This is a genomic window from Bacillus aerolatus (assembly GCF_009183655.1).
Taxonomy (GTDB): Bacteria; Bacillota; Bacilli; order Bacillales; family Domibacillaceae; genus Pseudobacillus; species Pseudobacillus aerolatus.
In genome coordinates this window covers 1-7,467 of sequence record NZ_WEIO01000023.1, presented here as the reverse complement: position 1 = coordinate 7,467, position 7,467 = coordinate 1, and the positions used below count along the sequence as shown (strand labels likewise).

4 protein-coding genes and 2 rRNA genes are annotated in these 7,467 nt (G+C 39.3%); 3 read left to right on the top strand and 3 right to left on the bottom strand.

All coding sequences use genetic code 11. The features are described from left to right. A 16S ribosomal RNA gene (locus F9802_RS19390) occupies positions 1 to 116 on the bottom strand; the annotation flags it as partial. 990 nt (positions 117 to 1,106) lie between these two features. Between F9802_RS19390 and F9802_RS19385 the strand changes: the two genes are divergently transcribed. The 3 genes from F9802_RS19385 (at position 1,107) to F9802_RS19375 (ending at position 6,978) form a co-directional block, all read left to right on the top strand. Continuing rightward, positions 1,107 to 2,786 carry a hydrogenase maturation protein gene (locus F9802_RS19385; RefSeq protein WP_152154737.1) on the top strand — a complete coding sequence of 560 codons (1,680 nt, stop codon included), beginning with the start codon at positions 1,107 to 1,109 and terminating at the stop codon, positions 2,784 to 2,786. A 65-nt stretch (positions 2,787 to 2,851) separates the two neighbouring features. Beyond that, a complete protein-coding gene (locus F9802_RS19380; protein ID WP_191992054.1) occupies positions 2,852 to 5,326 on the top strand; it encodes a bifunctional diguanylate cyclase/phosphodiesterase in 2,475 nt (824 codons plus the stop codon). A 338-nt stretch (positions 5,327 to 5,664) separates the two neighbouring features. Further along, entirely contained in the window at positions 5,665 to 6,978 is a 1,314-nt protein-coding gene (locus F9802_RS19375; protein WP_152154735.1) for a short-chain fatty acid transporter, read from the top strand. Positions 6,979 to 7,116: 138 nt separating this feature from the next. Here F9802_RS19375 and rrf read toward each other — a convergent pair. Continuing rightward, positions 7,117 to 7,232 (bottom strand): 5S ribosomal RNA (gene rrf / locus F9802_RS19370). Then, positions 7,219 to 7,467, bottom strand: a 249-nt coding sequence (locus F9802_RS20050) for a hypothetical protein (protein WP_225435417.1), incomplete at its 5' end; no start/stop codon positions are given. The genes F9802_RS20050 and rrf, both read right to left, overlap by 14 nt.

Below are 7,467 nucleotides of genomic sequence, written 5' to 3'. Positions count from 1 at the left end.
CTCACCCGTCCGCCGCTAACTTGAACTGGAGCAAGCTCCAGTCAAGTCCGCTCGACTTGCATGTATTAGGCACGCCGCCAGCGTTCGTCCTGAGCCAGGATCAAACTCTCCAAAAAGATGTTTGCATAGCTCATGTTTTAAAAATAAGAATTAACTTACTGGCATGTATTTTGTTCAGTTTTCAAAGATCAATTTCAACCGTTTTTTAGCGGTAGAATAATATAATAGCATCCATCGATTATATTAGTCAAGTGTTTTTAAAATTCTTTTCTTTCAAATCCGCTGTTATTATTGGCGGATAACTAATATAACATTTTCTAAGAAATAAAGTCAATAAAATTTCACGAAAGAATTACTTACCAAAAATTTAAATCCCCTTTTATTTAGGTAGTGATAATTATTTAGCAATTATCAACGCCCGGCCGGCTGCTATTCAGAGAATACATACCTTCCTCTAAAAGATACATGAAATCTAAATCGATCCCCGATGCCAGACCGCAACGGAGCGACGTCTTCGGTGAAGCACACAGAGTAAGCACCTCCGCCCCCTTTATTCCAAGCTGCCGCCATTCTGTTAAACAAGTCTTTCAAAGCGTTCTCTTCGTGTGGATGCTCCATTAAGTAGTCAACCTTTCTGTTAATTCTCAACTTTTGGTTATATCGCCTGACCATGAGCATTATTTCTAGTTCATTTTTATTATATATTTTTACACTACTGTGCTTATATGGTAAACTAACAAGGATAAAAGAACTAGTGATAGGAAGATAAGACTATTGAAAGGCATAAGGACACAGTTTGGTATGACGGCTCGGTTACCAAAATCTTTTTAAGCACTTCCGTTATTAAATAACAGGCTTTTCTATATGATTGGACAGTTTGCATCGAAAATAACCCTACACTCAACAATACTAGATTACTCGACTTTAATATTAGTTAGAAAGAATCAAAGACTTCTCTATGTCGAGGGCAGTCTTATTTGTATAAGGTTAATTTGAAAAACTATCACCTGGTTTAACTTAAAAATAATAACATCATCTTTAATTCACAATATGAGAACACTCTAATTATGTTAGGTTTCATTTAATTCAAAGGAGAGGTTATAAGCATGCGTATTTTATTTCTTACGACTTCACACAATAGTTTGAGTCAAAGAGCTTTTGTAGAACTTACCGACAAAGGATATGAAGTCGAAATTCAATTAGCCACTAGTGATGATGCAATGATCGAATCGGTTGCTCGAGTTAAGCCCCAATTGATTATTGCGCCTTTTTTGAAAACCGCTATTCCAGAATTGATTTGGAGAAGTCATATTTGCATCATTGTTCATCCCGGTATAAAAGGAGATAGGGGTCCTTCTTCTTTGGATTGGGCCATTTTGAATGACGAAATGGAGTGGGGAGTAACACTGCTTCAGGCGGATGCTGAAATGGATGCAGGCGACATATGGTCCAGCCAAAATTTCGCAATGCCAAAAGTCAGCAAGAGCTGCATATACCGTCACGAAGTCACTCAGGCTACAATAAAAGGTTTACTTGATACCATTGTTAAATATGGGCAGGGAAACTTTATTCCAGAGCCACTTAATTACAATAATAAAGAAGTTAAAGGCAGACTTCGCCCTACCATGAAACAGATTAACAGAAAAATAGATTGGACTGAATCTACAGAGATAATCGCACGTAAAATTCGTGCAGCAGACAGTTTTCCAGGAGTTCTTGATTCCATCTTCGGGGAAGAATATCACCTTTTTGGAGTTCATGAAGAGGATGTATTAAAAGGTTCTCCAGGAGAAATTTTAGCGCATCGAAATGGAGCGCTGTGCAGAGCTACAGGCGATGGAGCAGTTTGGATTACTCATTTAAAGAAAAAAGGAGGGTTTAAGTTACCTGCTGCCTTAGTATTAAAAAATAGGCTGCGGAACATACCTCCCTCCCCACTTTCCGTCTTTGAGAATTACGAGGGACAAACCTTTAGAGAAATCTCGTATGAAGAAAAAGGTAATGTAGGGTATCTACACTTTAATTTTTATAACGGTGCTATGAGTACAGATCAATGTATTCGCTTAAAGAATACGTTAGCAGAAATTAAAAAGCGAGAAATTAAGGTCATCGTGTTGATGGGGGGACATGATTTTTGGTCAAATGGAATCCACCTAAATACAATTGAAAACGCGGATAGTCCTGCCGATGAATCTTGGGAAAATATAAATGCAATGAATGATCTTGTGCAGGAAATTATAAATGCTGATTCTAAGTTAGTCATTTCAGCTATGCAAGGAAATGCCGGAGCAGGAGGAGTTATTCTTGCCTTGGCAGCAGACTATGTGTACGCAAGACAAGGCATAGTACTCAACCCACATTATAAAAAAATGGGTGGACTATACGGATCTGAGTATTGGACGTATTTGCTGCCCAAACGTGTTGGTCACATCAAAGCAGCAGAACTAACAGATTCATGCTTACCTGTCAGTACAACTACGGCTGTATCTATCGGGTTAATCGATGATACGTTTAGTGAAACGAGAGTGGATTTCTGCAAACGAATCGAAACCATCGCTGAAGATTTATCCTATTCTTCAGAGTTCTCTCATTTTCTATTGGAGAAACGGCGAAATAGAGCAGAAGATGAAGCAATTAAACCTTTAGAAAGCTATCGTAAAGAGGAATTGCACGAAATGCGGAAAAATTTCTATGGGTATGATACGAGTTACCACGTTGCAAGGAAAAATTTCGTTTATAAAATCTCTTGTGCCACAGAAAACAGATTACCAGCTTTTAATAAGTAAATAGCCATAAATAAAGTCTATCAAACTACTGATAGAAAAGCATGCAAACAAGGAGGTACACACAAATGCATCATATGCACGGAACCCATGATTTACCTTTGGTTGCTCTTTCATTTATTATTGCATTTATGGCCTCACTTACAGCTCTTGATATTGCAAGAAGAATCCACTTTTCAAAAGGGTGGCAAAGGAAACTTTGGCTGTTAAGCGGATCGTTCGCTATGGGGATAGGAATTTGGGCAATGCACTTCATTGCGATGTTAGCTCATCAATTGCCTGTCCCTATCAGCTATGATGTTTTTCTTGTCGTTCTTTCCGTTGTTGTGGCAGTCGCGGCGTCTTTGTGCGGACTTTATTTTACTTGCCAATCAAAAATGAACAATACTAAATTATTCATTGGCGGTCTTTTTATGGGATTAGGCATAAGCGGCATGCATTATATTGGAATGGCGGCAATGAGAGGCGTACATATTACTTATCGCCCCTTCTTTTTTTCTATCTCGATTCTCATTGCCATAGGTGCTTCTATCATTGCACTGATGCTTGCCTTTCGATTTCGTGAGAGTGAAAAAGGTATAAGCAGTAGAGCAAAATTGATCAGCGGGATGGTGATGGGAATTGCTATTGCTGGCATGCATTATACAGGGATGGTTTCCGCCATCTTTACGCCTGTCCACCAAGGAACAGGAGTAGGGGCATCTTCCGATATTGATATCTATGCGATCGTTATTTCTGTGGCTATCAGCACCGTTGTCATTCTCGGTATTATGCTTGTGATTTCTTTCCTTCTTGATCGAAGGTTGAATGAAGAAATTGCCTTTAAAGGAGCCATTCTTGAGTCTGTTTTAGATTGTGTGATTATTATTGATCGTAATGGAAACATCTTGGAATGTAATCCATCAGTCATAAGAACATTTGGTTATTCTAGAGAAGATATACTAGGCCAGAACATGGAAAAGAAGCTTTTTTCACGTTCATCTTTGAATAACACGGACTCCTCCCCTTCTCTTACTTCAAATGATGGAAAGTTAATATGCGATACACGCATGGAGGTCACCGGGATTCGGCGCAGTGGTACAGAATTTCCAGTAGAAATGACAATTACTAGAATAAAAAAAGAAGGATTGCCTGCATTTACCGTATATGCTCGTGATATAACGGAATTTAAAGAGACTGAGGAAACAATTAGGCAAATGGCTTACCAAGACACACTTACAGGTTTGCCGAATCGAAGGTTGTTTAATGAATATCTTACCGAATCGCTAAAAGAAGCAGAAGACAATAAGACATTAGCAGCCGTGGCATTTTTAGATTTGGATCGTTTTAAGCTAATAAATGACTCCATGGGGCATACTTTTGGAGATTTATTATTAAAGAGTGTAGCTGAAAGACTACAAGCATGCTTAGGAACTCAAAATGTAGTCTCTCGAAATGGCGGGGATGAGTTTACGATTATACTTAAAGATACTACTGAACAAGAGGCGGAGAATACAGCTAAACGAATCATTCATTCCTTAACCCGACCTTTTTATCTCGAAGACCATGAAGTATTCATCACTACTAGTATTGGATTATCCATGTATCCAAAGGATGGAAAAGACGAAGAAACACTCATAAAAAATGCCGATACAGCAATGTATGATGCTAAAGAGCAAGGGAGAAATGGATTTTCATTTTTTAAGCCGGAAAATGACATGAAAATTTCTCAGCGATTGCAGTTAGAAAATGAATTACGAATGGCATTAGAGCGTAACGAATTTGTTGTGTACTATCAACCGCAGCTTAATATCCATACCGAACAAATTATTGGGGTAGAGGCATTGGTTCGGTGGGTTCACCCGGAGCGGGGAATTATTCAACCCAATGATTTTATTCCTCAAGCAGAAGAATCAGGATTAATTATCCCAATCGGTAATTGGGTTTTGCGAACGGCGATTGCACAGTGTAAAAAGTGGCAAGATAATTTGTTTCCATTAAAATTATCTGTCAATTTGTCCGCTTTGCAGTTCAAACAACCTGATATTGTTAAAATGATTTCAGACATACTAAAAAATGAAGAATTAGATCCTTCATTACTAAACCTTGAAATTACCGAAAGTATGGCTATGCATGTAGAGCACTCTACTGAAGTATTACGGGATTTAAAAAAGCTTGGAATCAATATTAGCATGGATGATTTTGGAACCGGGTACAGTTCACTTGGCTATTTAAAAAAAATGCCGATTGATTATATAAAAATCGACAGATCGTTCATGAGCAACATCAATTATGATCTAGAAGATGCCGCTATAGTGAAAGCTATTATTTCAATGGCACAAAGTTTAAATATCAATGTCATTGCGGAAGGAGTTGAAGATGAAGAACAGCTTTTGTTCTTACAGAACCTCCAATGCCATGAGATACAGGGTTATTTATTGAGTCCCCCTATCCCAGCTGAGAACTTAGAAAAGTTGGTAACTCAACCGAAAGCTGCCATGCAATTTACCAAAACAAACAGTACTGTCGCAACAGAACGGGAAATCGAGAAAAGCACTCGTTAGAAAGTATGGCCGCTCCCTCTTCCCTTAACTAGTCGATTTTACAGGATTAAAAATCCGGTTCCTTCAAAGGGAGACGAGGGGGGCTTATTGCTCATACTTTCTGAATAACCATTATCCATAGGAGCACTTCAAAAGCCGTATTAAAATAACAGCGATCCTTGTTTAAATACGTCATCCCTCATTGCTACAAAATAGTCCAAGTCTTTTCCAAGCTATTAAACGCTCAATGACCTAGTACAGATTGAAAGATCGCTATTATCTTACTAGTATAGCCATAGTTGTCAGAGTATTATAAAATAAAGAGTGGGAGGAAAATTCACAGCAAAGGGGAAATTATTTTGAAATCATTAACAAGGCTCTCAAACGCCATAATGGAGCGTTATTTACCAGATCCATATGTTTTCGTTGTTATTTTAACGTTGCTCGTGTTTTTACTCGGGCTTGGTTTAACGGATTCAACCGCACTCGATATGGCTATTTATTGGGGAGATGGCTTTTGGGGGTTACTGTCCTTCACGATGCAAATGGTGATTGTTCTTGTCGCAGGTCATGTACTTGCAAGTAGTCCATTTTTCAAAAAATTATTAAGCGGGATGGCAAGAGGAGCGAAATCTCCGGGTTCAGCGATACTTTTAGTTTCAGTTGTTTCGTTAATCGCATGTTGGATTAACTGGGGTTTCGGCTTGGTTATTGGAGCATTATTTGCAAAAGAGATTGCTAGACAAGTAAAGAATGTTGACTATCGTCTCTTAATCGCAAGCGCTTACTCTGGATTTATTATTTGGCACGGTGGTCTTGCCGGTTCGATTCCATTATCGATTGCAACAGAAGGTCATCCTTTCGCAGATAAGATGGGAGTAATCCCTACATCTGAAACGATGTTCTCTACATACAATTTAGTGATTGTGGCACTTTTATTTATATCCGTTCCATTATTAAATCGTTGGATGATGCCGAAAAAAGAAGATACTTTCACCGTCGATCCCGCTCTTCTTGAAGAGCCTGAAGAGTTAGCGCCAATTACGGATAATACACCTGCATCCCGTATGGAAAATAGCTTTTTCTTATCAATTATTGTCGGTGCTTTAGGTCTTGTTTATTTAGGCTATCACTTTTCAACAAAAGGTTTTGACCTTAACTTAAATATCGTCAACTTAATATTTGTTACACTCGGAATTGTTTTCCACGGAACGCCTAGACGCTTCCTTGCAGCCGTTTCAGAAGCTGTTAAGACAGCAGGAGGGATCATTTTTCAATTCCCATTTTATGCGGGAATTATGGGCATGATGGTTGCTTCCGGACTAGCTGGCGTTATGTCAGAAGCGTTTGTGAGCATTTCAAACGAAAACACATTCCATTTATTTTCGTTCTATGCAGCAGGAATCGTGAACTTCTTCGTTCCTTCCGGCGGCGGACAATGGGCAGTGCAGGCACCTATTATGTTAGACGCAGCACAAGTCCTTGATGTTAGTTATTCAAAAACAGCAATGGCGATTGCATGGGGCGATGCATGGACGAATATGATTCAACCATTCTGGGCACTGCCGGCTTTAGCGATTGCAGGACTTCGTGCAAAAGACATTATGGGTTACTGCGTGATTATTCTTTTGCTGAGTGGAATCGTTATTAGTATCGGATTATACTTCTTTTAAAAGAATACATATGTTTGCGACGGCTCACTGTATGAGCCGTCGCTTTTTGATACACTTACTAGTTTAATCGGTTATTAACTAGTAAGTGTGCATTTATATAACACAAAAAAGAACAGCCTCTGCTGTTCTTTATCATTTGCCTGGCAGCGTCCTACTCTCACAGGGGGAAACCCCCAACTACCATCGGCGCTGAAGAGCTTAACTTCCGTGTTCGGGATGGGAACGGGTGTGGCCTCTTCGCTATCGCCACCAGACTGTATAAAATTGAAAGAGTTGCTCTTTCAAAACTGGATAATATGTTGTATAAGTAACCGGCAATACCATGCCATTGTTTATTGCTTTCACGCGGTTAGGCGCTTCCGCTTTTCGATTTTGTCCAGCTCCGGCTCCTAGACACTCGAGGTCAAATAACCTGCCGCTTACAAGGCTTAGCGCCTTTTCAGCGTCAGAACATTTGCTTGTCGTGTCTAAACAGTCGCCTCTGCTTTT